The organism is Pseudomonas sp. PA-1-3F (assembly GCF_021609665.1).
Lineage (GTDB): Bacteria > Pseudomonadota > Gammaproteobacteria > Pseudomonadales > Pseudomonadaceae > Aquipseudomonas > Aquipseudomonas paracarnis.
The window spans coordinates 1-25,200 of record NZ_WJZD01000005.1; the positions used below are offsets into that span (position 1 = coordinate 1).

A 25,200-nucleotide genomic window follows, 5' to 3' on the forward strand; every position below is an offset into this window, starting at 1 on the left:
GGATTTTTGGGGAGGAGGGGGCTGACCGGCGGATTTCGGCCAAAAGGGACCATTAGATTGGGGTGATTGATCGTTCGAACCCGCTAACCTTCTTGGTTACTAACGCCCATGTTATCCAACCACGTTGAGCCGGTGGTTAGAAGTTCTCTGGTGGGGCATGCTGACTCAAGTAGACTAAACGCCATTATGCCAACTAATGTAGTGTGATAGTTTTGAAGAAAAATTGACCTACCTTCATCCCTGATACCGGAAAGTAGGCTCTTGCCTCCATTTTCCGGGCCAGGCAAGAACCCTGATGGGCTTATTGATTCAGCAATTATTTTGAAGCTAACTAGCTCGTTGTAAGGCTTTCCTATGCATAGGGAAACCATTAACAGCTCGGTAAATATATCAAGGTTGTTGTCACCAAGAAAAATTCTCTTCCAGGCAGGCAGCCAGGTTCTTATGTAGCTGGTGGTTGCTGGTGTTAGAGAGTCAGGTGATGCGCCAAAGTTTGTTATGTAGAAAACTTCGTGAGTTAGCGCATAGGCTGAATCATTTTCGATGATCCATGGCTCTGGGCGATGATATGACCACGTAAGATCAGGCGAGTAGTTTAAGCTTTCAAACACTTCCAGGTCGCACAATGCCCTATTTAGATCCAGGCGGCGCCAGTAAGGGTATTGAATGGATTTTGAGAACTCTGACTCTGAGAAGTTTTTTATCAATCGCCCTAGGGATTCGTTTTTTATGTTGTTTCGATAAAATGTTGCGTAAAGAGAGCTAATCATCATTAGTCCTGGGCGACTGATTAGCGCCAACTTGAGGAAGTCGCCAGAGTCGAGCTCTAGCCAAGCCCACTCTAGCAACTCTCTCGCTGCTACGGAATGCAAATTTCCTCGGATCATTAGGTCGCAGCAAAGAGCGAGCTCACCAATTGGCTTAAGCAGAATAAGCTGCTCATCAGTTTTTTTGCCTAACTTGTGGGAAAAATTATCTCGATTGGCTACTACCCAGTTAATTAGCTTTAGCACCGCCTCCACATTTTTTTCAATGTTCATATGCGCTCCCTATGCGGCACTAGATTGGCCATTTTTAGCCACCACTTCAATTTTGCATCAGCCATTGACTCGGCCGTTATGTTTATGTAATTAACTGCTTGCTTTATCGAGAGAGCTTCCGTCTCACTCAGTTCGCGTTTCGCGGATAAGGCAGCATGAACCCAAAATATTGATTTGAATAAATCTCGTGAAGAAAGTGAGAGCACCAACTCTTCACACGGTTTGATTGCAAATGAATCCGTGGTGTTTTCGTTGAAAATTATTTCATACTTGAATAGCTCTTCAGTGCAATTGGATTCACTTATATCTCTATGTATTGATGGGGGCTTTTGTGGGTAATTTTTTATGACGGACTTAATAAAATCTGCGCTCGGTGTATTTGTTAAAAATACTTCACTATAATCGGCTAGGCATGACAGTATCTCCTTCGGGGCGACTATCTCTTCGAGTTTGTATGCTGCAAGAATATCAAGGGAGAAAAGGGAAACATTCAATGCTTCCTTGGCTGAAATTGATTCAGCTCTTAAAAAGGCTTGAATGCTCCCGATGCCTGATAACAATATCTTATAGTTCAATTTCACCACGCTTACGTTAAATTTCGTCGATTTTTACCCATGTTGTATCGAATCTAACCAAGAATTGAGGCGTTATTGTTCCAAGTCCAACGTAGGCCTTTAGATCCTTTATTAGATCTCGCTCAGATTGGTCAAGTGAGTTTAAATCTCCAGAGGACAGAAGCTTTTCAAGCGCTATCTTTTGATCAGGGGTAGCATTTAGATTTGAAATATCCACTTCAATCGCTGTGCCTGTGTCTCCAGTGAGTCTGATTTTGGGTGTAGCTGAGACGGTCGTCGATTTCATTTTGAGATCCTTTGGCTGGATTTCAGTTGATTGGTTCGTCTTTGGCTTGTTTTTGAATTTTGTTCGCAGCGCTCCTTTCGTGCTCAGATGTGAGTTTCTAACTATAAATAGACGGCAAAAGTGGTGTAATGCTTTCCGGTGCTGTGTCTGATTGTGCTCCTTGCCTGTGCATCACTCCCTGCTCTGTCTCATGTGTCGCGCCAGAAATAGGAAAAGCGATATGGCTTTTGGCCACATCCCGAAGCCTAGCAGGTTATCTATGGTCTGCAATTGGCCGTTTGCAGCCAATGAGTCAACGCAAGGTTGTAACCGGCACGGATGGACCAAAGCTCATACACCGCCCACTCGCGTTTTCGTTCCAGCCTGCCCGCAGCGCATCGCCTTTTCATGGCCTTTCCCCGCACTGTCGCGTCTTTTAAGCTTGCTGAAACGTTTCATCGAGTTTATAAAGCGCAAACAACTCCAATAAAGGCGACCGCCATGACCCCGCTAAAACTCCTCGTTGCCCTCAGCGCATTCTCTGCCGCCTCCCACGCCATGGCCTGGGATTACGTGCTGCTCGACACCGACAAAGCCGCCCAGAACTGGCAAATCACCAGCCAGCAACTCGGCATCCAAACCGACAAGCCCTTCAGCGTCACCCTGCGCACCTTGCACGGCGGTCGGCAGGAGGGTGTGAGCATCGTGGATATCGACAACGGCACGTTGAAGCTCTCGGTAGTGCCGACCCGTGGCATGAACGTGTTGCAGGCGTCGGTTGGCGATGTGCGGATGGGCTGGGATTCGCCGGTCAAGGAAGTGGTTAATCCTTCCTTCATCGAGCTCAATGGCCGCGGTGGTCTGGGATGGTTGGAAGGTTTCAATGAGCTGGTCACCCGCTGCGGCTACGAATGGGTCGGGCACCCTGGTATCGACAACGGCGAGCTGCTGACCCTGCACGGGCGGGCGGCCAATATTCCTGCGAGCAAAGTCACCCTGCATATCGATGAAAAACCGCCGTACGCGATCACCCTGCGCGGCGAGCTGAAAGAGCAGGCGTTCAAGAAGGTCGATTTCTCTGTTGCGACCGAACTGGTCACCGAGCCCGGCAGTGTGGTGTTCGCTCTCAACGACACGCTGACCAACAATGGCGATTATCCGAAGGAATACCAGGCGCTGTATCACAGTAATTTCAGCACGCCGTTCCTGGAGCAGGGCGCGCGGTTCGTTGCGCCGGTGAAGCAGGTGTCGCCGTTCAACGACAAGGCCAAGGGCGAACTGGCCGACTGGCAAACCTATCGCGCACCGACCAAGGACTATGACGAAACGGTTTACAACGTGGTGCCGTATGCCGATGCCAAGGGCGATACCTTGACCGTGCTGCATAACAAGGCCGGCAGCCTGGGGGTTTCGGTTGGCTTCAATACGCAGACACTGCCGGTGTTTTCGCTGTGGAAGAACACTGATACCCAAGGGCAGGGCTATGTCACGGGGTTGGAGCCGGGGACGAGTTTTTCGTACAACCGTCGTTATCAGCGGCCATTGAACCTGGTGCCTACGATCGGGGCGAAGGAACATAAGCAGTTCCGTATCAGCTACAGCTTGTTGGCGGATAAGGCGGCTGTTGAAAAGGCCTTGAAGCAGGTCAGCGAGATTCAGGGTGGGCGGGAGACTGAGGTGCGGCAGACGCCTTTGGTGGATCTGACCAAGGGGTGACATTGGCTGGAGCCTTCACGCGGGCCCCGGCGTTCTTCATCGACGCCGGAATCGCCCTGCAACTGTAGGAGCGAGCTTGCTCGCGAAAAAACCACAGGCGCCGCGTTCACTCAGGAAGCCCGCGTTATCGTTGAAGTTCTTCGCGAGCAAGCTCGCTCCTACATTGGGGTTGGCATTGATATTGGGCCCTGTTCAGCGCAGGGCTTTCTGTCATCGACGGGCATGCATACTGAAATAACCGTATTTCAGGAGCATCTCCATGATTCGCAGGGCATTACCCGCCGACGCAAACGCCATTGCCCAGGTGCATATCAGTAGTTGGCAAGACGCCTACCGTGACCTGATGCCCGCCCAATTCCTGAGCGGATTGCCAGCAACGCTGGCTAGGCGCGAAGCCCATTGGGTACGCTCGATTGCCTCGGGTGGGTCAATGGTATGGGTCGCCGAGGTGGGCCAGCAGGTGGTTGGCTGGATAGCCGTGGGCGCCAGCCGTGACGAAGACGCCGTGCAGGCCACTGCAGGTGAGGTCATGGCCATCTACGTACTCGCTGAGCATTGGCACACCGGCGTCGGGCGGGGCTTGTGGAATGCCGGCTTGCAGGACCTGTTGGCGCAAGGCTATGAGCGTTTAACGCTGTGGGTCTTGGCCGGTAATGAAAGGGCGATTCGATTTTATCGCCGGTCGGGGTGCGTCGAGGAGGCCGGGACAGAGCGCCATCTTGAGAGGGGCGGTGTGGCGCTGGTGGAGGTGAGGTATGGTTTGCCGTTGAGATAGCCTAGGTATTTACGCAACTTGGGCATCAGTGGGATCGTTGTCGGCTGCCAGGCCGTCATCGCAGGCAAGCCAGCTCCCACTTTGGATCGCGGGGCATCAGTTATGTCAGCGTCGGCTGCCAGGTCGTCACGGGAGCAAGCTCCCTCGCCACAGGTGCAGCGTCGTACTGAAGGTAGGTGGATACCGATGGCGGCCATCTTCACACGCGCATTCACACCTCACTCATGCCTTACGCGCAGTCAACAACACCGCCGCGGCCGCTGACAACAAACCCGCGCAGCAGCGATTGAACAGGCGCTTGCCCTTCGGCTCGGCAAACCAGCGGCGCATATGCAGGCCCATATAGGCGTAGGCGCTGATAGCCACCCATTCCAAGGCCAGGAACATCACACCCAGCAGGGCAAATTGCGCGGTGATGGGTTGGCCGGGCACCACGAATTGCGGGAGGAAGGCGGTGAAGATCAGGATCGCTTTGGGGTTGCCCGCCGCCACCAGAAACTCCTGCCGCGCCAAGGCCCACAGGCCTACCTTGCTCGTCGCGGTGTCCACCTGCTGCTGCGGGTCTGCGCGCCATAGCTGATATGCCAGGTAAAACAGATACGCCGCGCCGAGAATCTTGATCCCGTAGAACAACAACTCCGAGGTTTGCAGTACCACCGCCAAGCCAGCGGACGCGAGGGCGATCATGCCGGCGAAGGCCAGCAGACGGCCGAGACCGGCGAGGCAGGAGTTGCGGTAGCCATAGCGGGTAGCGTTGCTCACGGATAGCAGGTTATTGGGGCCGGGGGCCATGTTCAGGGCGAAGCAGGCGGGGAGGAAGAGGGCTAGGGTGGCGAGGTCCATGGCGGCTCCGGGTTCGCAGGTCGGGGAGTCTTGAGGATAAACGCATGAAGCGCGGTTTAACACTCCGTGGCTGGGCTTATGGCCCCGCGAGCGCTTCAGGTGCCGCGCCAAACAACCGATCAGCAATTTGCCTGCCCCGTTCCAAGCCTTCCTGCGTCAACCAAATGGATTTGTTTTTGTTCACCGGATTACTGATAAAACCTTGCTCGTGGAGTCGGTTCATTATTTGAAAGTCGTGGCCTTTCCATGAGTTGCCGTTATCAAAGCTGAAGGTGGTCAGCAGGGCAAGTACGGCTTCCTCAATCAGTTTTTCGTCGTATTCCATATTGGGTACTCCGCTTGAGTGACACAGACCCTGTTGAGTTTACGCTCAACATCACGCAGCACTCCACACCGCTAACTCATACCCATCCGGATCGGTAAAGTGGAACCGGCTGCCACCAGGAAACGAAAATGTCTGGCGGGTTATCACCGCTCCCAGCAGTTGAAGCCGCTGCTGCACACTGTCCAAGTCATCTGCGTACACGATAACCAAGGGGCCGCCCGGTCGCACAGGCTCGCCGGTGGTGAAACCACCCGTGAGCCGGCCATCGCTGAACTCGCTGTAGGTGGGGCCGTAATCGACGAAAGTCCAGCCGAATGCAGCGCCGTAGAAGGCTTTGCTGCGGGCAATGTCGCTTACGTTGAATTCGATATTGTCGATCTGTCGGTCTCTGCCACGAGTACTCATGGGGGCTTCCTTGGCCGGTGTGCAAGGCCGGAGTGTAGCGTACCTCACATCCTTTTCATTCACCGATAGGGCCTTTGTGATTAGGCAATATCTCTGGACACTGCATCCAGCCAAGGTGTGCTTATCTTTGTCGAGGGTCACTCTAGAATGGCGGCGTACTTCTCCCAATTAAAGGAATGTTGTCATGCCTAATCATTCAATCAATGGCAAGGTTGCACTGATCGCAGGTGGTGCGAAGAACCTCGGCGGGTTGATCGCCCGCGATCTGGCCAAGCATGGCGCCAAGGCTGTGGTCGTGCACTACAACAGCGATTCCAGCCAGGCTGACGCGAACGCAACCGTCACCGCAATTGAGGCGCTAGGCGCGAAGGCTGTGGCCTTGCAAGCAGACCTGACCACGGCGGGAGCGATGGAAAAACTCTTCAACGATGCCGTCGCGGCAGTCGGCAGGCCGGACATCGCGATCAATACCGTGGGCAAGGTGCTGAAAAAGCCAATGGCTGAAATCACGGAGGCGGAGTACGACGAGATGATGGCCGTCAATTCCAAGACTGCGTTCTTTTTTATCAAGGAAGCCGGCAAGCACCTCAATGACAATGGCAAGATCTGCACTATTGTCACTTCACTGCTGGGCGCTTTCACGCCCTTTTACGCTGCATATGCCGGCAGCAAGGCGCCGGTAGAGCAATTTACGCGAGCGGCGGCGAAGGAGCTGGGCGTTCGAGGTATTTCGGTCACGGCAGTAGGGCCGGGGCCGATGGACACGCCGTTCTTCTACCCGGCCGAAGGTGAGGATGCGGTCAGTTACCACAAGACGGCTGCCGCGCTGTCGCCGTTCTCGCGCACGGGCCTGACAGATATCGAGGATGTGGTCCCGTTCATCCGTAACCTGGTGAGTGGCGGCTGGTGGGTGACTGGCCAGACAATTTTGATTAATGGCGGCTACACCACCAAGTAAACGGTCAACGCGCAGGCGCAGACGTGGTGAGCGCCGATCGATCCGTGCCCCCCGAGCATTGAGAGCCCATGGATAGAATCGAACAGTACCGCGTCTTCGTTCAGGTCGCAGAGCTTGGCAGTTTCATACAAGCGGCACGGCTGATGAGGCTGCCACGCGCGAGCGTGTCGGCCGCCATTCAACAGCTGGAGGCCAATGCTGGCACTCGACTGCTGCACCGGACAACCCGTAAGGTCTCCCTGACCGCCGATGGCACCCAGTTACTGCTGAAGGCGCGCCAGGTCTTGCTGGACATCGATGATATCGACCAACTGTTTAACAGCCATCAGGAACAGGTCATGGGCCGTCTGGAAGTGGACGTGCCCAGCCGCATAGCGCGGCGCCTGGTGATGCCTGCGTTGGCCGAGTTTCTCCGCCGCTACCCTGGGCTCCAACTCGGCCTGGGCTCCACCGATCGCGCCATTGATCTGGTACAGGAAGGCGTGGACTGTGTCATTCGTTTTGGCACCCCGCAGAACAGCAGCCTGGTGGTGAAACCGTTGGGCAAGGTGTTGCTGGTCAATTGCGCGAGCCCCGCCTACTTGGCGGAATTCGGGGTGCCCACACAGCCTTGCGATCTGCAAAACCGGCATGTCTGTATCGGCTACAGCACGAGCGCAGGCGGCCAGGAAACGGCCTGGGAATATTGCGTCGATGGCACCGCGCAGGCTGTCATGATGCCCAGCCGTGTGGTGGTCAATAATGCCGAAAGCTATATCGCAGGATGCTGTGCAGGGCTCGGTTTGATTCAGGTGCCGTTGTTCGATGTTCAGCATTTATTGGACAGCGGCGAATTGGTGGAGGTGATGGCGGCCTATCGGCCGGCCCCCATGTGCGTTTCAGTCCTGTACCCGACTCGCCGCCAACGCTCTCGTCGCCTTGGCGCGTTCATCGATTGGTTTGCCGCCTTGATGGCTCCGCATCTGGAGCCTTGATGCACTCCAGCGGTATGCCCACCTGTTCTCTCTGACTCGCCATGTTCCGGGTTGGTCTCAAGGATGAAACCTGCGCCCCAACGCATCCAGCCGCACCGCGATCGGTGGCAGGCGTTCGCTGCTGCGGGCGAGCGTCTCGACGTCGTCGGCGGTGTTCTGGGCGATGCTTTGCACCGACTGCAAGCGCTCGACGATCTCCAGGTTTGCCGAGGTCTGCTCGCGGGTGGTGGTGACGATGTGGCCGTTGAGTTGGTCGATGTGCGCGATGTCCTCGCCCACAGCCCGTAGCATGTCCACGGCCACTTGGCTGTCTGCCACGCAGCGCTCTACGCCTTCGCGGCTGGCGTGCATGGCTTCGACGGCTTGGCGGCTGCCGTGTTGCAGGCCCTCGATGATGCTCTTGATTTCCTGGGTGGAGAGGGCGGTGCGCTGGGCCAGGCTGCGCACTTCATCGGCCACCACGGCAAAGCCACGGCCTTGCTCGCCGGCGCGGGCGGCCTCGATGGCGGCGTTGAGGGCTAGCAGGTTGGTCTGGTTGGCGATGCTGCTGATCACTTCCAGCACCGAGCCGATTTGCTCTGCCTGCACCGCCAGGGATTCCACGGTCGATTCCGTGCCGTTGATGCGCGAGGCCAATTGGCTGATTTCATGTTGGGCGCGGCCGACGCTTTCCTGGCCGCGCACAATCTGCTGGCTGGCCTGGCCTGCATGTTCCACTGCCTGTTCGACCTGCACCGTAATGTGGCCCATGGCGTCTTCCATGCGCTGCATCGAACCGGTCATTTCGCCGATCTGCGCCAGTTGATGCCGTGCGCCTTTTTCCAGGGTGCCGCTCGCACTGGCCAGTTCCTGGCCGAGCTGGCCCAGGCCATGGGAGTCGCGGGCGACGCCGTCGATCAGGTGGGTGAGTTGCTGCAGGAAGTGGTCGAACCGCTTGGCGAGGGACACGTGGGCCTTGCCTTCACCTTGAGCGGTTTCCACCGTGAACTGCGAGGTAACGGCGAGCATCTTCTCCAGCATTTCCTGGCTCTCCACCGCTTCGGCCTGGCTATGGACGGCCAGGTAGAGCAGGGCGACGGTCTCCATCACCACATAGAAGGCGTGGACGAACACCATCGTCCAGCCGCCGTGATGCTCCATCACAAATACAGGAAAACCCTGGTGCTGTAAGGCATGGAACACCACGTGATGCACCGCGATGGTCAGTGCCGCCACCAAAATCGGCAGCCAGTCACGGTAGAAGGTCAGCACCGCCAACAGCGCGAAAATGCCGAAGTGGGATTCGATCACCCCGTGTGCCTGGTTGATGTGCAACGCCGCCATCACCATCAAGCCGGCGCCCAGTGCACAGCGCATCACGCGGGTGCCGCCGATGACGCGATACAGCGCCGTGAGCACCACGCCGGTGCCCCCACCGACGATCACGGCCTGCATGAGGGTGTCGTGCCAGAACGCCAGGCCGAGGGAGAACAGGAACATCAGCCAGATCAATGCCAGCATGATGCGGTCGGCCTTGCGGTAGTGCTCTTGAAAACGGACGGGCATTCACTCTTACTCCATGAGAGGGGGGCGTCGAGGTCAAGCAAGCACGCGGTGTGCCACACAGGCGCGCCGCTGTGGAGTCAAGCAGATATTCAGGATTGTTGCCGGTTACCCACGCGTTATCGGCCTGCGGGCGTGGGACTTTAAGAGCGGCTGCCCGAGCGGGCAGCCGAGGTGGGCATGGGGCTCAGAAACTGTATTTGGCGGTCAGCATCATATTGCGGGGGCTGCCATAGGAGTCGCCACCATAGTCCACATCGTTGGAGATGGACTGGTAGTAGTGGCGATCGAAGATGTTGTTGGCGTTGAGCTGCAAGTCCAGGTGTTGATTGACCCGGTAACCCGCCATCAAGTCAGTGACGGCGTAGCCGCCTTGCTGAAGCCGGTAGTTGCTGCCATCCGCTAGCTTGATGTCGTTGTACATGCGGCTCTGCCAGGAGATATTGCCGCCGACCCGGAGTTTTTCCAGCGGGCCCTGGAAGTTGTAGCGGGTGGTCACTTTGAACAGATGTTCCGGGATGTCGGTGTCGAACTGCTTGTTGACCTTCTGCGGGTTGGCGTCGTCCTTGATGGTGTGGGTGCGCGCATAGGTATAGCCGCCGCCGACCTGCCAGTTTTCGGTCAAGGCGCCTTGCAACTCGAAGTCGATACCCTGGCTGCGGATTTCGCCCGAGGCCTCGGCACAGGACGCCTGCGGGCAGTTGGGCACCACCACGGCCACGGCGCGGTTTTCCTGGTCGACACGGAACAGCGCTACGCTGGCATTCAATGTGCCACCGAAGTATTCGCCTTTGACGCCCACCTCATAATTTTTACCGACGATGGGTTTGAGCGGAGTGCCGGCTGTGCTCTTGTCTTTTTGCGGCGTGAAGATGTCGCTGTAACTCACATAAACCGAATGCTGGTCGTCCAGATCGTAGATCAGGCCGGCGTAGCGGGTGAGGTTGCGGGTGACCTTGTAGTCGCCGGCGGCATCACGGTTGTCGTAGTCGTACCAGTCCAGACGAGCGCCGAGGATCAGCTTCAGCGGGTCGGCCAGGCTCAGGCGGCTGGTCAGGTAGAAACCGTCCTGGGTGGTGACTTCGCGAACGTTGTTGGTGCGGGTGAAGTTCGGCTTGCCCGCATTGATCGGCCAGTTGAGGTCGTAGGGGCTGTAGTTGTGGGTGGTCATGTCGTAGATGCGCTTGCTGGCGCCCACCACCAGTTCATGGGTACGGCCGAACGCCTCGAACGGGCCGCTGGCAAAGGCGTCGAGCCCGGCCTGGTTTTCATCGTAGCTGGCCTGGTACACCGTGCGGGCGAGGGTGTCGTTGGTCCAGCGCGATTGGTAGGAGCCGGAGAACAAGGCGTTCTGTTCGGCATAGTTGGCGTTGACCTGCAGGCTCCAGTCGTTGGCCAGGCGCTGGCGCAGCTCAGCGAACACGGTGTTGATTTCCTGGTCCTTGTTCTCCCAATCGGTGCCTGGGTTATAGGAGCGCGACAGGCCCAGGTGGCGCCCATCCAGGCCGACCATCGAAGCGCCCCAGAAGTAGTTGGTCTTGTCCTTCTGGTTCGAGTAACCGAGGGTCAGGGTGGTGTCTTCGCTCAGGTCGGCTTCGGTGACGGCATAGAACAGGCCATGATCCTGCTCGGCCTTGTCGATAAAACTGTTGGCATCGCGGTAAGAGGTGACGACGCGGCCGCGCCAGGTGCCACTGTCATTGAGCGGGCTGGAGGCGTCGAGCTCGCCACGGTAATCGTCCCAGCTGCCGACGGCGCCGGTGAGGGTAACTTTCTGCTCATCCAGTGGCCGCTTGCGGATCAGGTTGATGGCGGCCGAAGGGTTGCCTGCGCCGGTTACCAGGCCGGTAGCGCCGCGCACCACTTCGACGCGGTCGAACATTGCCAGGTTCGGCTGGGCGCCTACCGACGCACCGTTGTAGCCGCTGGGGATACCGTCATACATGAGGTTGTCGATATCGAAACCGCGTGCGGTGAAGGCTTGTCGCCCAGGGCCGTTGGAGTAATTGAGGAACAGCCCCGGCGTGGCGTTGACCACGTCGTTGATGCTGGTCATGGCCTGGTCATCCATGCGCTGGCGCGTGATCACGGTGACGGCCTGCGGGGTTTCGCGCAAGGTCAGCGGCAGTTTGGTCGCGGTCTTCATCGAGCCGGTGGTGTACGACTCGCTGCCTTCGGTGGTTGCGCCAAGCTGTTGGCCCGAGACCTGGGTAGCGCCCAGCTCGATGGTGGCCGGTGCTTCGGCGTCGGCGGCAATGGCCGCATTGGAGGTTGCTAGCGCGATAGTGATTGCCATCAGACTGGGTGTAAAAACGTTGCCGCCGCGTTGTTGCACAGACATGAAAGTAGGGCTCCCCAAGTGCCTTCCGTGGCGAATAGTAAATCTGTTGATAATTATTCGCATCAGTCTGACAGATTGAGTCTGTAGGGAAAAGTCCAAACTCTGTAGGAGCGAGCTTGCTCGCGAAAGACTCACAGGCGCCGCGTTGATTCCGGAAACCCGCGTTATCGTTGAGGTTTTTCGCGAGAAAGCTCGCTCCTACAGGGTGGTGTTCAGGTGAACAGGATTTCGTAGGGCTCGCGCATGCGCTCCAGCAATATCTGCGCGAGCATCGGCGGTAAGCCAATTTGTGGGTCACCCACCAACTGGCTGGCGTAGGCATGGGCGGCGTGCAGCTTGCGCGCGACGGTCCAGGTGTCCAGGCGGACCTTGCGTGCACGTTGCCAGGGCATTATCGCGCTTTCCCGGGCCGGCCAATGCCAGGCCCAGATCGGCAGTTCATACAGTTGCGCACCTACCAGGCTGCACGCCTTGGCACTCGCGCGGCCGACGGCGTCATGGTCGTCATTGCCGTCGTTGCGCCAGGTGGTAAACACCACGTCGCCAGGTTGCAGGTAGCGCGCGATGAATTGGCTCATGGGCTGTTCACGGGCGGCCAGTGCGTCATCACAAAACCCGCCACGAATCCATTTCAGGCTGTGCAAGGGCATACCCAATCGCCGTAGGGCCTCGGCACTTTCCTGGGGGCGCACCACGCTCAAGCGGCTGGCCGGCCATACCTGAGAGCCGGGATGGCTGGCGCTGCCATCGGTGATGGAGATCAATTGCAGCGGATGCTCGCGGGTGCTGAGCAGTTGCAGCAAACCGCCGCACGCCAGCACTTCATCGCCAGGATGAGGTGCGATTACCACGACGCGAGCACCGGGTGGTACCAAGGTGTTCAGGGAGATGATGGGGGTTTGCGCCAACTGCGGCGCACTGTTCCAGATTTGCACGGGGCCGCGACGGCCTTCGCTTAAGGAGGCAGGCTTCATGGGGTGTCACATCCTTGTCGGTTGATACCGGGTCGTACCCCGTTGACGGGACGACGCTCTTGTCTTCACCGCAGGCTCCGCTGGGTGAGTGCGCGGCATGCCAATCAAGGAATGCCATGCAAGGCGTTAGGAGCATAGACAGGCATGGGTATCTGCACAACTTTGATGCGATGTTTGCTGGGCTGACGTCATCGCAGGCAAGCCAGCTCCCACAGGGGTCTATGTTGCCCACAATATCTGCGCCTGGCACGGATCCCTGTGGGAGCTGGCTTGCCTGCGATTTTGTTTTCACCCAGCCCGCATCAAGCTCTTCAAGTAATCACCAAACCCACCCTCAGCCCGGCAATCCAACCGCGCACTGGTCACCACCTGCGGTGCATGGCTCCAGGCAATGGAGGCGCCGCAACGCTCCAATTCACGTACCAGTTGTACATCCTCGTGGCATTCCAGCGGTTCAAACCCACCGGCCTCTACGTAGGCGCGGGCACTCACGCCCAGGTTGGCACCGTGGATATGCCGATGCCCATCGCGGGCGTGGTAGGCCTGCTGATAGCGAATCTGCGCGGCAGGGTCGAAGCCTTCGCTCCAGGTGTCCACGGTGACTGTTCCACACACCGCGTCGCAGCCTTGGGCCAGTTGGGCCACCAGCCAGTCAGGGGCGACACGGCTGTCGGCGTCGGTGCAGGAAATCCACCGCGCGCCTTGCTCCAGCAAGTACCGTGCACCCACGCCGCGGGCGTGGCCGACATTGCGCGCCTGCACGTGCAGGCAATGCACCTGGTGGGCCTGGGCAATCGCCGCGCTGGCATCGCTGCAACTGTCGAGTACTACCAGAATCTGTACCGCTTCACCCAGCAAGCCCGGGTGGTTGGCGGCGATCCGCGCAGCCCTCAGGCAATCATCCAACAGGGCTTCTTCGTTATGTGCCGGGATCAGAATACCGATCATCGTAAACCCTCATGGCGAGCGACCGAGGTGCCATCCAGGCTCCACAGGTCGAGCAGGAAATCCGGGTCCTGGTACTGCACCAACGGTGCTACACCCAGCCGCTGTTGCAGCACGGCGTGCACCTGTTCGGCGGTTTGTGGGCAACCGTCAATGGGCACTCGCCAATGACAGGCCAGGATTTGCCCGTCAGCGGTCAAGGCGGCGAGTGCGCAATCGATCAGACGATTAAAATCACCTGCATCGAGGTAATAACAAAGCTCACTCAATACGATCAGCTCGAATTGCCCGCCGGGCCATTGTTCCGGCAGGCGACGCTGCTCCACCCGGGCATGAGGAAAACACTCCAGTCGCGCTTGTGCCAACCGTACCGCCGCAGTTGCAGTGTCGCAACACAGCAGGCGTTCACAACGCGGGGCCAGCTCGGCACTCAGTTCACCGTTGGCACAACCCGGCTCGAATATCGACGCATAGCGCGGCCGCGTCAGCATGGCCAAGGTCAGGGCGCGCTTGCGTTGTTCGTACCAGCGCTGACGAAAAGCCCAAGGGTCGTCATTACCCGCAAACAACTGGTCGAAGTAGGGGGTTGCCACACTCATACGAACACCATCTCAAAAGGTTGCAGCAAGCGCTCCACCACATAGGGCGCCAGCACCGCAGGCAAACCGATTTGCGGGTCGCCCTCCAACTGGCTGGCGAAGGCGTGGATCGCATGGCGTTTGCGTGCTACTTGCTCGGCGGTCAGCGGAATCTTGCGCGCCCGATGCCAGGGCACCTTGTGGTCTTCGGCGGTGGCCCAGTGCCAGGTCCACACCGGTAGTTCACACAGCACTGCACCGACGGCCTTGGCTGCCTTGGCGCTGGCGCGGCCCACAGCTTCATGGTCGCAATGCCCATCCTCGCACCACGTGGCGAACACCACATCGTTAGGCTTGAGGTGGCGCTGGATAAATTCGCAGAGCTGGGCTTCGCGCTCGGCCACATGGCTGTCGGCAAACCCGCCGCGCAGCCATTTCAAACTGTGCAGCGGCAAGCCAAGGCGGTGCAAAGCCTGGGCCGATTCCTGCGGACGCACCACACTCAGACGCTCCACTGGCCAGCGCCGGGAGCCAGGGTGGCTGGCGCTGCCATCGGTGACGGAGATCAACTGGATAGGGCGATCCAGCGCAGCCAGCCCTTGCAGCAGTCCACCACTGCCCAGCACCTCGTCATCCGGATGCGGGGCGACGATCACCGCTCGATGCCCAGGCGGCACCAACTGCGCCACACTGATGTGCTGCAATTCGGCCAATCGTGCGCTGTTTTGCCAGTGACTCAACGGCGTGCCCTGGCCAACAATCGGATTGGGCCTCATAGCGCCCATCTCCCTGTGGGCTCGCCGGCGACCTGTTCACCGAGGGCGGCCAAGTCGCGTTCGGCATGACTTTGCCGCACATATACCGGTAAATCGGCCATCAACTGGGCAAAGTGCGGGTCCTTGCAATACGGCCCGGCGCCGACCGCACGGCCCACATGCTGGATCACTTGCTCGACGGTGTCCTCGATACAGGCGCGCGTCTGTTGCGCCAGTTGTCGCGCATCGGCGCGAGGCTGGCGGTCGATCTGCGCGGCGCTGGCGCGTAACACGCAGGCGGCGCTGTTCAAGGCGCTGTCGACCGCGCCGAGGTGGGCCAGTGCATGGGGCTCCGCACGCTTGGCACATTGGGCGCGCAGCACTTCACCCAGGCGTTGCGCCGCGCCGTACCAGCACGCGGCAATGCCGATCCCACCGTGCCAGAAGCCCGGACGGGACAGATAGTCGCCTGGGCCGCCCACGGCAATTCCCCTGGCGGCGCTGAACAGGATGTCGACGCTACCGGTCGCCGCCATGCCCACCGCCTTCCAACCCTCATCCGTCACCGTGATGCCCGGTTGATCCATCGCCACGGCCACCAACTGCTGGCGGTCCTCTTCGTCCCAGGCTGTCAGCAAACCATGGCTGACCACCGCCGCACCGGAACACCAGGCCTTGCGCCCCTCGACGAGCAGCCGCTGGCCGTCGCGACGCACACGCACCTTGGCAGTCGGCGGCTCGGCCGCCCACATGCCCCAGGTGCTGCCCAGCGGCGGCAAGGGGCTGTCGAGTTCGGCAATGATCGCCAGGGCATCGGTATGGCCTTCGAACAACTTGCACAGGCGCAAGTCATGCCCGGCCACCTGGGCCAATTGGCTCAAGCGGGACAGGGTCTGGCCGCTGCCCGGCAACGGCAGTTGATCAAGGCCTTCTTCTTGAAGGGCCCTCAGGGCATTACCCAGGGCTTGCGTGTCGGCATAGCCCCGGTAGCCCTGAAGGAAACCGTGCAACGCCATTTCACACCTCGCCTTCGTGCTGCAGTTCAAACAGCAGCAGCGAGCGAGCGGTGACCGCGTACTCATGCTCGAAATCAAAGCGTTCCTGGCCACGCACAGCCGGGTCGTTGGTGTCGAGCAGGCATGTCCAGAACTCGCCCTCCGGCACCGGCGGCAGGCGGAAATTGACCAGGTCGTGATGGGCGTTGACCACCAGCAGCAACGTGGCGTCGGCCCCGGCACGACGAATCCCGGTTTCCTGGGCGCGGCCATCCATCAACATGCCCAGGCAGCGGCCCTGGCTGTCTTCCCATTGCTCGGTAGTCATTTCGTTGCCATCCGGCGCCAGCCAGGTGACGTCCTTCACGCCGATGTCTTCGTTGTAGTCGCCCACCAGGAAGCGCCCACGCCGCAGGATCGGGTACGCCAGGCGCAGCTTGATCAGGCGCTTGACGAACTTGAGCAGGGCCTTGCCGTCATCGTCCAGGTCCCAGTTGACCCAGCCGATCTCGCTGTCCTGGCAATAGGCGTTGTTGTTGCCGTGCTGAGTGCGAGCGAACTCGTCCCCGGCGACGATCATTGGCGTGCCCTGGGCCAGCAGCAAAGTGGCGAAGAAGTTGCGCATCTGGCGCAGGCGCAGCGCGTTGATCTCCGGGTCGTCGGTAGGGCCTTCGACGCCGTGGTTCCAGGACAGGTTGTTATTGCTGCCGTCCTGGTTGTTCTCGTCATTGGCCTCGTTATGTTTGTCGTTGTACGACACCAGGTCGTGCAGGGTGAAGCCGTCGTGGGCGGTGATGAAGTTCACCGAGCTGTACGGTCTGCGCCCGCGGTGATTGAACATCTCGCCCGAGGCGGTCATGCGCCCGGCGAAGTCTGCGAGTTGGCCGTCGTCGCCTTTCCAGAAAGCACGCACGGTGTCGCGGAAGCGGTCGTTCCATTCCACCCAGCCTGGTGGGAAGTTGCCCACCTGGTAGCCACCGGGGCCGCAGTCCCAGGGTTCGGCGATGAGTTTCAACTGGCGCAGCACCGGGTCCTGGCGGCACGCCACGAGGAAACTGTGGCGCTCATCGAACCCGTCGCGGTAGCGCCCGAGGATGGTCGCCAGGTCGAAGCGGAAGCCGTCCACATGCATCTCGGTGGCCCAGTAGCGCAGGGAGTCGGTGACCATTTGCAGCACGCACGGGTGGCTCAGATCCAGGGTGTTGCCGGTGCCGGAATCGTTGATGTAGAAACGCTTGTCGTCGGGCATCAGCCGGTAGTAGGAGGCGTTGTCGATGCCACGCATGGACAGGGTCGGGCCGCGCTCGTTGCCTTCGGCGGTGTGGTTGTAGACCACGTCCAGAATCACTTCCAGCTTCTGCTCATGCAGGTGCGCGACCATCTCCTTGAATTCGGCGATCTTGCCGCTGGCCAGGTAGCGCGGGTCAGGGGCGAAGAACGCGATGCTGTTGTAGCCCCAGTAGTTGGTCATGCCCTTTTCCAGCAGATGCTGGTCGTTGACGAAGGCGTGCACGGGCAGCAGCTCGACCGAGGAAATGCCCAGTTGGCGAATATGCTTGAGCACGTCATCTTCCATCAGACCGGCGCAGGTGCCCCGCACCGACTCGCCGACCGAAGGATGACGCATGCTGATGCCGCGCAGGTGGGTTTCGTAGATGATCGTGCGGTCCCACGGCACCCGTACCGGTTGGTCGTTGCCCCAGGTGTGCGCCGGGTCGATGACCTTGCACTTGGGCACGAAGGGCGCACTGTCGCGTTCATCGAAACTGAGGTCGTCGTCCGGGTGGCCGATGGTGTAGCCAAACAGCGCTTCGGACCATTTGAGTTCGCCCACCAGTTGCTTGGCGTAGGGGTCGATCAGCAGCTTGTTGTGGTTGAAACGATGACCGTTGGCCGGGTCATAGGCACCGTATACGCGGTAGCCGTAAATCAGCCCGGGGTGAGCATCGGGCAGGTAGCCGTGGAAGATCTCGTCGGTGTATTCGGGCAGTTCGATGCGCTCCAGTTCGACCTCGCCGGTATCGTCAAACAGGCACAGCTCCACCTTGGTGGCGTTGGCGGAAAACAGCGCAAAATTAACACCCAGGCCATCCCAGGTGGCGCCGAGGGGGAAGGGCAAACCTTCACGGATCCGCGACGGCTCATGAACCGGCGTCGCTGTGGTGTTGTCGGGTTTGCTCATCGAGTTGCTCCTGCAAAAGGTCTTTTTTCGGGCCGAACGCCGCCGTACTGACGGTGCTTCAGCGCATGGCTTGGACGGAAAAGGGCCTGCAGCGCGCAATGCGTGCTGCAGGCCCGAGAAATCATGGGGCGGGCGGTTTGGGCTTCTTCGGGGCGGCGGGTTTCTTCGCCGCAGGTTTGGCGGCGGCAGGCGCAGCAGGTTTGGGCTTTGCCGCAGCCTTGGGCGCGGTTTTCGGCTTGGCGGCCGGTTTAGGCTTGCTCGGCGTCAGCGCCTCGGCTTCCGCCAGCTTGCGCGCCATCTCCCAGTGGCGATCGTGGGCGCCATCGGGCTTGCCTTCAGACTCCCAGATCTGATGCGCCAGTTCGCGAATGCGTTTGTCTTCTTTACTCATCACAAACTCCTCACAGAAAATTTTCAGCTTTCTTGATTATCAGGATTGATAAAGACATTGACCGGGAGATCCCCCAGGGCAGCGCTGATCAACAGCTCCTTGTTGGGTGTGACTACGCCCGTTTGAAAAAGTCCCTTCCAGTTTTGTGCAGGGGCGGCGAACGGTAATTTCACCCGCGTATCGCCCCAAACCTGCGCATTGATCTGGGGAAACATCCCGTTTTCAAGCAACGGATAAGACCAACGCGGCACCACCACCAGTAACTGCTTGCCTTGATGTTCACGGTAGAACGCAACCACGCGCTCAGCGTACTGGCCCGTCACTTCCAAAGGCGTATAGCTGCCATGGCGCAGCAGCTCGGGGCAGGCTTTACGCAGGCCCAGTACCTGGGCGATCACTGCCTGTTTGATACGCCCGTCGCGCCAGTTGAACAACAGTTCGCCGATGTCCGGTGGTGCCTGCAAGGCACGTTGCCGCGCAGCGAAGTCCACCGGGCGCCGGTTGTCCGGATCGACCAGGCTGAAGTCCCAGAACTCATCGCCCTGGTAAATATCCGGCACACCAGGCACGGTCAGATGAAGCAAGGTTTGCGCCAGCCCATTCAGGGCGCCGGCGGGGGCGATGGCCTGCGCAGCGCTGTCCAACGCACTGCGCAGCGGCGCACCGGCCTCACTGAGCAGCAGGCGCTTGAGGAACGCTTCCGCCGCCTGTTCGTAAGCCTCGTTGGGCGCGCTCCAACTGCTCTGCAACTTGGCCTCGCGCAGGGCTTTTTGCTGCCACTGCCACAGGCGTTGCTGGTACGCCTCCAGATCGGGGTTGGGTTCCAGCGGCCAACTGCCGAGCAGCACCTGATAGAGAATCAACTCATCGCCAGCCGAGGGGCTGTCGGCGCTCTCGCGCAGGGGTTCTGCCAGACGGCGCCATTGCTCGACCTGTTCGGCATACCAGGGTGCGCACTCGCTGAGCACCGCCAGGCGCGCACGGGTGTCTTCCCCGCGTTTGTGGTCGTGGGTGGCGGTGGCCAGCAGGTTGCCGGGAAAGGTCTTCAGGCGCTGTTGATTGGCCGCATGGAAATCTGCCAACGGCGCACTGAATTGCTCGGTGCTGAAGCCCACATCGTTGCGCGACAACAACACCGCCGAACGGTAGAACGCGGTGTCTTCCACAGCCTTGGCGGCGGCGGGCGAGGTCAGTTGCTGGAAGCGCACGCAGGCATGCTTGAGCATCTTGCGCGCGCGGCCTACCGGGCGATTGCGCCAGGGCTGGCCACCCAACCATTGCTCCAGGTGGTCGAGCACCGGCCAGTCGCCTTCGTTGAGGGTACTGCGTGCACCCTCCATGGCGTGCTGGAACACCTTGTCGTCGGCCGCACTGCGGCCCTTGGCGCTGATATAGGTGCGGTACACCGGGAAATGCACGATCAGTTCCTGCAAGGCCCGGCGGATGGCACCCAGGGTCAGGTCGCGGGTCATCACGTCATCGCGGGCCACTTGTAGTAGCGCCTGGGCTACGCTTTCGAAGTCGCCGCCCAACGAACCATTGAGGATCTGCTGGCGCGCCAGCCGCGCTTCTTCGCCGAAGGCTGAGGGCCGCTCGCTGTGACGCGTCCACATCTCGGCCAGCGGTGCAAAACCTTCGGGCTGGTGTTGCAGCAATGACAACTGGTTCATGAACTCGTAGCCGGTGGTGCCATCTACCTGCCAGTCTTCACGCAGGGTTTCACCTTCGCCAAGGATCTTTTCGACAAAGATGGGCAAGTGGCGCTGGGGTGACAGCGCGTCTACGCGGCGGCGCAATTTGCGGCAATAGCCACGCGGGTCGGCCAGGCCATCGATATGGTCGATGCGCAGCCCGTCGACCAGCCCCGCGCTGATCAGCTCGAAAATCTTGCCATGGGTGGCTTCGAACACCGCCGCGCGTTCGACCCGAAGGCCGCCGAGCTCATTGACGTCGAAAAAACGCCGCCAGTTGATGTCGTCTGCGGCTGTGCGCCAACTGGCCAGGCGATAGGTCTGTTGTTCGAGCAGGTGATGCAGGCGCTCGAAACCCTCGGGCTGGCGACTGTCGAATGCGATCAGGCGTTGTTCAATAGCGGGTCGCAGCTCGCTGGCGCGTTCGGCCAGGGCTTGTTTGAGCTCGGTGGCCTCGGCGTAGGCGTCGTGCTGATAGGCGAGGGCGGCGAAACGTTCGGCCACCGATTTGAGTAACTCGTCACTACCCAGAATCAAGCCGTAGTCCCTGGGGCAAATCGGAAAACGGTGTTCGTAATGCTCGACGTAGAAACTCCCCTGGGCGGCATCGAACTTGAGCGCCAGCGTGCCGTTCTGCAAGGCTTCGCCGTAATCGCTGCCGAGGAAGGGCATCAGCAACTGGCCCTTGAGCAGGGGGTCGGGGGAGTGCCACTGGATGTCGAAGAACTCGCTATAGGGGCTCAGGCGGCCCCATTCCAGCAGGTCCAGCCACCAAGGGTTATCCGCGCCGCCCACGGCCATATGGTTGGAGACGATATCGAGGATCAAACCCATGTCGTGCTCACGCAGCGCGGCGACCAGGCGACGCAACGCCGCTTCGCCCCCCAGTTCCGGGTTGACGCGGGTCGGGTCGACCACATCGTAGCCGTGCATGGAGCCGGCGCGGGCGCTTAACAGTGGTGAAGCATACAGGTGGCTGATGCCCAGTTGGGCAAAGTACGGCACCAGTGGCACCGCGTCATCGAGGGTAAAATCTTTATGAAATTGCAGGCGCTGGGTGGCGCGCAGGGGCAGTGCGTTCATCGGTCACGCTCATAGGCTTGGTTGCGCGCCACGGCCAGCAGTTCGAGGCGACGCGCCGCGCTGTCATTGTCGAGCAGGCTGGCGGCTTCGCCGGGCAAGCGTCGGCGCCAATTGGGGTGGGTGTCGAGGGTGCCCGGCAGGTTGGCTTGCTCCTCGATGCCCAATGCATCTTCCAAGGGCAACAACACCAGTGGCGCACGGGTATGGCCCAGGTAGCGCACGCTGGCGTCGATCATATGGTCGGTGTCGTTGCGGATCTCGTCGATGAAGTTCTGCGGGTCCTGGCTCAAGGCTTGGCGCAGTGCCTGGCGTTCGCGCAGGCGGTGTTCGCTCCATTGGTCTACGGTGGGCGCATCGATCAGGCCCAGCTGGATATTCCATTCGATATCGCGGCTGTGCCACCAGCCATTGAGGGTCGGCAAGTCGTGGGTACTGGTGGTGGCCAAGGCGTTGTCGGGCCAATCGAGGATGGGCTTGAACTGGCCGTCATGGTTCTGTTCGAACAGCAGCACACGCATGCCCAGGATCGAACGGGCGCTGAGCTTTTCGCGCAGGCCTTCGGGCACGGTGCCCAGGTCTTCACCGAGGACGATGGCCTGGTGGCGGTGCGATTCCAGGGCGAGCAAACGCAGCAGGTCGTCCACCGGGTAATACAAGTAGGCACCTTCACGGGGGGACGCGCCCAGAGGGATCACCCACAGGCGTTGCAGGCCCATCACATGGTCGATGCGCAAGCCGCCGGCATGGGCGAAGTTGGCCCGCAGCATTTCGATAAAGGCGCGATAGCCATTGCGCTTGAGGCCCTCAGGGGAAAAGGCAGAGATGCCCCAGCCTTGGCCTGCGCGGTTGAGAATGTCCGGTGGCGCGCCGACGGTGAGGTCGGCCAGCAGTTCATCCTGGCGACTCCAGGCCTGGCTGCCGCCGCCGTCGGCGCCCACCGCCAGGTCGGCGATCAGGCCGATGCCCATGCCGCTGCCACGGGCGGCCTGTTGTGCGCGCTCAAGGCTGCGGGCAATCAGCCATTGGGTGAAGGCGAAATAGCCGATTTCGTGGCGGTTGTCCTCAGCGAACTGCGCCAGGGACGGGCTCTGTGGCGTACGCCAGGCTTCGGGCCATTGGCGCCAATCCAGGTCCTCACCCGCGGCGGCACGCTGGGCCTGTATGGCTTCGAAGCGGCAGTGGTTTTCCAGGGCTTCGCCGCCGGCCTGGCGGAAGCTTTGAAAGTCGGCATGCTGGGGATGCGCGCCGTGGCGGAAGTCTTCATACAGTGAGCGCAGCAGGCGTTGCTTGGCTTTGGCGGCGGCCGGCCAGTCGATTAGCGTGAGCTGTTCCAGGGCATGCAGCTCCTCGGCCAACCCGGCAGCTTCGATGGCGTTGCGCACCTCACGTTCACCGAGTATGCACGCCGGCGAAGCATACAGGCTGTTGAGAAACAGGCGGCTGGAGGGTGAATAGGGGCTGAAACGCTCAGTGTCGGCGCTGAACATCGCGTGCATCGGGCTGATTGCCACGGCGTCGGCGCCGCGCTCGGCGGCGGAACGCACCAGGTGCTCCAGGGCCAGGGTGTCGCCAAAACCGCCATCGCCCAGGCGGCGCAAGGCATAGAGTTGGGCGCTCAGGCCCCAGGCGCGAGCGGGTTGGCTGTCGACCGCGTCGGCCACGCTGTAGCAGTGGCTGGGCGCGACGGCCAGGGTGAAGGTTTGCCCGTCGATATGCACCTGGTGGTAGCCGAGGGCAATCACGCCGGGCAATACGGCCTCGCCGTCCAGGCGCAGCTCCAGGGTTTCGCCGCCTTCCAGGCTGACGCGACACGGGGTGTCCGGGGCGAAATAGCGTGCCAGGTCCAGGCCCGCACCGCTGTCGGTGGTCATCAAGGGCGGCAGGTGCCGGTCCTGCTGCGCCTGCTCAAGTTGCAGCAGGCTCGCGTCGATCTCGGCATCGCTGTCGGCCGGGTGCCCCAGCCCTTTGAGGACGGCGCGCAGGGCATCAGGCTTTACATGTTGCGGGCGACCGTTGGCATCGATCCAATCGACGGCCAGGCCCGCGCGGCTGGCGAGAATTTCCAGGTTCGCTTCGCTCAAAGAATGTCTCCAACAGGGGATAAGCAAACGCGTGCGCTCAAGGGCAGTAAGTGCGCACCTTGCGGGGCAGGCGTTTGGAAAATAATCGGGTGGGGTGCCGGATGATCCAGGGGCTGTTCACTCAGGTTCAGGTCGATCTGCAGCACACGGCCGTTGCCCAGGCGCCAGCGCGCGGTGACGGCATGGTCACCCAGCACGTGCGCGCCCAGGGCGACGGTGCCGGGCAAGTGTGGCACCACGTGCACGTGACGCAGGCTCAGCAGGTGACGGTAGAGCTGGGTGTGGTCGTTCTCGACGAAGGAGGGCATCGATTGCAAAAAGGTTTGCAGCGCGTTGGGGTCGGGGATGCGCTGGCGTTGCTCGGGGTCGTGAAACGCCGCGAAGTCGGCAAATTCATTGCGCCGGCCTTCACGCACCGCCTCGGCCAGTTCGCCATGATGGTCGGTGAAAAACAGGAACGGCTCGGCGGCATTCACCTCGTCGCCCATGAACAACATCGGGATCATGGGGCACAGCAACAGTAGGGCGGTCGCGGCGCTCAGTGCCTGGGGCGAACACAGCCGGTGCAGGCGTTCGCCGAGGGCGCGGTTGCCGACCTGGTCGTGGTTCTGCAGGAACGCGACGAAGGCGCTGGGGGGCAGATCCGCACTGGGTTCGCCGCGCGCATGGCCATGGCGTGTCGTCTCGCCCTGGTAGATGAACCCCTCGGCCAGGCAGCGCGCCAGCTTGGCGGTAGGCTGCTCGGCAAAGTCGCTGTAGTAGGCGTCGGTTTCACCGGTGAGCAGCACGTGCAGCACGTTATGAAAGTCGTCATTCCATTGGGCGTCGAAGTCGTGCTGCAACAGGCTGGCCTGGTTCAGTTCGTTTTCCAGCATCAGCCACACGTGGCGCCCGCCGTCCACCTGCTGGCGTACCCGTTGTGCCAGTTCCTGCAGAAACCCAGGGTTGTCGATGGCGTGCACGGCATCCAGGCGCAGGCCGTCGAAGCGGTATTCGAGCAGCCACATCAAGGCGTTATCGAGGAAGAAATCCCGCACTTCACGGCGCTCGAAATCAATGCCGGCGCCCCAGGGTGTGTGCACGTCCTCCTGGAAGAACCCCTGGGCGTACTGGCCCAGGTAATTGCCGTCGGGGCCGAAGTGGTTGTAGACCACATCGAGGATCACGGCCAAACCGTGGCCGTGGGCACTGTCGATCAGCTGCTTGAGTTGCTCGGGAGTGCCGTAGGTAGCGTGGGGCGCATAGGGCAGCACGCCGTCATAGCCCCAATTGCGTTCGCCGGGAAATTGCGCCAAAGGCATCAATTCAATCGCGGTGACGCCTAGTTCGGCCAGGCGTGCCAGGTGTTTCTCGACGGCAGCGTAGCCGCCCATGGCGCCGACATGGAGCTCGTAAATCACCGCCGTGTGCCACGGGCGACCCTGCCACTGGCTGTGGCGCCATTCATAGGCGAGGGGGTCGACTACTCGGCTCCACCCATGCACGTCCAGCGCCTGGGCCCTGGAGGCGGGGTCGGGCACTGTGTTTTCGCCATCGATGTTAAAACGGTAAAGCGTGCCGGCAGGGCACGCGATTTCGACTTCAAACCAACCACCGGCCTGGGGCAGCATGACGATGGTTTTACCCTGTTCCAATTCAACGCTGACATAAAATGCGTCTGGCGCCCATAACGCAAAGCGCGTGCGGTGCGCGTCCAGCATGATTGCGCCGTGGGGCCAGGTTTCCAGAGTCCTTGACGGCATCTATGAAGACCTCCCTTAGTTGTT

22 protein-coding genes are annotated in these 25,200 nt (G+C 60.4%); 4 read left to right on the plus strand and 18 right to left on the minus strand.

The features are described 5' to 3' along the window. Positions 1-83: 83 nt before the first annotated feature. The 3 genes from GIV26_RS04540 to GIV26_RS04550 are packed head-to-tail and all read right to left on the minus strand — an operon-like array spanning position 84 to position 1,901. The gene (locus tag GIV26_RS04540) at positions 84-1,040 is read right to left on the minus strand and encodes a DUF6895 family protein (RefSeq protein ID WP_236279559.1); all 957 of its coding nucleotides are present in this window, start codon (positions 1,038-1,040) and stop codon (positions 84-86) included. Continuing rightward, positions 1,037-1,621: a hypothetical protein gene (locus GIV26_RS04545; RefSeq protein ID WP_236279560.1), complete on the minus strand. Its 585-nt coding sequence runs from the start codon at positions 1,619-1,621 to the stop codon at positions 1,037-1,039. Before GIV26_RS04545 ends, GIV26_RS04540 begins: the two co-directional genes overlap by 4 nt. A 10-nt stretch (positions 1,622-1,631) precedes the next feature. Continuing rightward, positions 1,632-1,901: a hypothetical protein gene (locus GIV26_RS04550; protein WP_072446388.1), complete on the minus strand. Its 270-nt coding sequence runs from the start codon at positions 1,899-1,901 to the stop codon at positions 1,632-1,634. A gap of 480 nt (positions 1,902-2,381) precedes the next feature. Here GIV26_RS04550 and GIV26_RS04555 point away from each other — a divergent pair, with 480 nt between their 5' ends. Both GIV26_RS04555 and GIV26_RS04560 read left to right on the plus strand, forming a co-directional pair. Then, positions 2,382-3,596, plus strand: a complete 1,215-nt coding sequence (locus GIV26_RS04555; protein WP_236279561.1) for an aldose 1-epimerase family protein — start codon at positions 2,382-2,384, stop codon at positions 3,594-3,596. A 259-nt stretch (positions 3,597-3,855) separates the two neighbouring features. After that, a complete protein-coding gene (locus GIV26_RS04560; RefSeq protein ID WP_236279562.1) occupies positions 3,856-4,371 on the plus strand; it encodes a GNAT family N-acetyltransferase in 516 nt (171 codons plus the stop codon). A 222-nt stretch (positions 4,372-4,593) separates the two neighbouring features. On the opposite strand, the gene GIV26_RS04565 is transcribed toward GIV26_RS04560, so the two are convergent. The 3 genes from GIV26_RS04565 to GIV26_RS04575 form a co-directional block, all read right to left on the minus strand. Continuing rightward, positions 4,594-5,214, minus strand: a complete 621-nt coding sequence (locus tag GIV26_RS04565) for a LysE family translocator (protein WP_236279563.1) — start codon at positions 5,212-5,214, stop codon at positions 4,594-4,596. Between the two features lie 76 nt (positions 5,215-5,290). After that, positions 5,291-5,539, minus strand: a complete 249-nt coding sequence (locus GIV26_RS04570; protein ID WP_003191615.1) for a DUF6429 family protein — start codon at positions 5,537-5,539, stop codon at positions 5,291-5,293. A 51-nt stretch (positions 5,540-5,590) separates the two neighbouring features. After that, a complete protein-coding gene (locus GIV26_RS04575) occupies positions 5,591-5,944 on the minus strand; it encodes a VOC family protein (RefSeq protein WP_236279564.1) in 354 nt (117 codons plus the stop codon). Between the two features lie 184 nt (positions 5,945-6,128). Here GIV26_RS04575 and GIV26_RS04580 point away from each other — a divergent pair, with 184 nt between their 5' ends. Beyond that, positions 6,129-6,902 (plus strand): SDR family oxidoreductase, encoded by a 774-nt coding sequence (locus GIV26_RS04580; protein WP_236279565.1) that lies wholly within the window; start codon positions 6,129-6,131, stop codon positions 6,900-6,902. Positions 6,903-6,970: 68 nt separating this feature from the next. Then, positions 6,971-7,876: a LysR family transcriptional regulator gene (locus GIV26_RS04585; RefSeq protein ID WP_054919234.1), complete on the plus strand. Its 906-nt coding sequence runs from the start codon at positions 6,971-6,973 to the stop codon at positions 7,874-7,876. A gap of 57 nt (positions 7,877-7,933) precedes the next feature. Here GIV26_RS04585 and GIV26_RS27210 read toward each other — a convergent pair whose 3' ends face one another. The 12 genes from GIV26_RS27210 to treZ all read right to left on the minus strand — a co-directional run bounded on the left by GIV26_RS27210 (position 7,934) and on the right by treZ (position 25,176). Continuing rightward, positions 7,934-9,421: a methyl-accepting chemotaxis protein gene (locus GIV26_RS27210; protein WP_096142907.1), complete on the minus strand. Its 1,488-nt coding sequence runs from the start codon at positions 9,419-9,421 to the stop codon at positions 7,934-7,936. A gap of 184 nt (positions 9,422-9,605) precedes the next feature. Continuing rightward, positions 9,606-11,759 (minus strand): TonB-dependent siderophore receptor, encoded by a 2,154-nt coding sequence (locus GIV26_RS04595; RefSeq protein ID WP_089041785.1) that lies wholly within the window; start codon positions 11,757-11,759, stop codon positions 9,606-9,608. A gap of 212 nt (positions 11,760-11,971) precedes the next feature. Continuing rightward, positions 11,972-12,733 (minus strand): PIG-L deacetylase family protein, encoded by a 762-nt coding sequence (locus GIV26_RS04600; protein WP_236279566.1) that lies wholly within the window; start codon positions 12,731-12,733, stop codon positions 11,972-11,974. Between the two features lie 288 nt (positions 12,734-13,021). Beyond that, the gene (locus GIV26_RS04605) at positions 13,022-13,681 is read right to left on the minus strand and encodes a glycosyltransferase (RefSeq protein ID WP_236279567.1); all 660 of its coding nucleotides are present in this window, start codon (positions 13,679-13,681) and stop codon (positions 13,022-13,024) included. Then, positions 13,678-14,277 carry an SAM-dependent methyltransferase gene (locus tag GIV26_RS04610; RefSeq protein WP_054919219.1) on the minus strand — a complete coding sequence of 200 codons (600 nt, stop codon included), beginning with the start codon at positions 14,275-14,277 and terminating at the stop codon, positions 13,678-13,680. The genes GIV26_RS04605 and GIV26_RS04610 overlap by 4 nt, the downstream gene beginning before the upstream one ends. Then, complete coding sequence (locus GIV26_RS04615) at positions 14,274-15,032, minus strand: PIG-L deacetylase family protein (protein WP_054897374.1); 759 nt, start codon at positions 15,030-15,032, stop codon at positions 14,274-14,276. Before GIV26_RS04615 ends, GIV26_RS04610 begins: the two co-directional genes overlap by 4 nt. Further along, the gene (locus GIV26_RS04620; protein ID WP_236279568.1) at positions 15,029-16,027 is read right to left on the minus strand and encodes an acyl-CoA dehydrogenase family protein; all 999 of its coding nucleotides are present in this window, start codon (positions 16,025-16,027) and stop codon (positions 15,029-15,031) included. Before GIV26_RS04620 ends, GIV26_RS04615 begins: the two co-directional genes overlap by 4 nt. A gap of 1 nt (position 16,028) precedes the next feature. Then, on the minus strand, positions 16,029-18,188 hold the full coding sequence (glgX, locus tag GIV26_RS04625; RefSeq protein WP_054897376.1) for a glycogen debranching protein GlgX: 2,160 nt from the start codon (positions 18,186-18,188) through the stop codon (positions 16,029-16,031). A gap of 121 nt (positions 18,189-18,309) precedes the next feature. Next, positions 18,310-18,579, minus strand: coding sequence for a DUF2934 domain-containing protein (locus tag GIV26_RS04630; RefSeq protein ID WP_003191595.1), 270 nt, complete (start codon positions 18,577-18,579; stop codon positions 18,310-18,312). A 23-nt stretch (positions 18,580-18,602) separates the two neighbouring features. Next, positions 18,603-21,353, minus strand: coding sequence for a malto-oligosyltrehalose synthase (locus GIV26_RS04635; protein ID WP_236279569.1), 2,751 nt, complete (start codon positions 21,351-21,353; stop codon positions 18,603-18,605). Next, the gene (gene malQ, locus GIV26_RS04640; RefSeq protein WP_236279570.1) at positions 21,350-23,434 is read right to left on the minus strand and encodes a 4-alpha-glucanotransferase; all 2,085 of its coding nucleotides are present in this window, start codon (positions 23,432-23,434) and stop codon (positions 21,350-21,352) included. Before malQ ends, GIV26_RS04635 begins: the two co-directional genes overlap by 4 nt. After that, complete coding sequence (treZ, locus tag GIV26_RS04645; RefSeq protein ID WP_236279571.1) at positions 23,431-25,176, minus strand: malto-oligosyltrehalose trehalohydrolase; 1,746 nt, start codon at positions 25,174-25,176, stop codon at positions 23,431-23,433. The genes malQ and treZ overlap by 4 nt, the downstream gene beginning before the upstream one ends. Between the last annotated feature and the right edge of the window lie 24 nt (positions 25,177-25,200).